Below are 263 nucleotides of genomic sequence, written 5' to 3' on the forward strand. Positions count from 1 at the left end.
TTGGGTAATGACACTTATGTGTTTGACGCCGATTGGGGTAATGATGTCATTACTGACCATGATGGGCAGAATGCGATTAAGTTTACTTCACTCAAATCAGAAAATGCCAAATTTATTCGAGATGGGTTTGATTTATTGATTTCTGATGATAAAACAAGTAATACGGTTCGGGTTAAAAACCAATTTGATTCCACCGATTCCATGTTGGTGGCTAATTCCATCCAGTCTATTCAATTTGCTGATGGTATTAGCTTAGATATTGC

General features: G+C 36.9%; 1 protein-coding gene. It reads left to right on the plus strand.

What is annotated here, in order from left to right:
• Window positions 1-263 (plus strand): calcium-binding protein (locus A2F46_RS11965; RefSeq protein WP_304437946.1); only part of this gene is annotated, 263 nt, incomplete at both ends.

The organism is Snodgrassella sp. CFCC 13594, assembly GCF_001590725.1.
Lineage (GTDB): Bacteria > Pseudomonadota > Gammaproteobacteria > Burkholderiales > Neisseriaceae > Snodgrassella.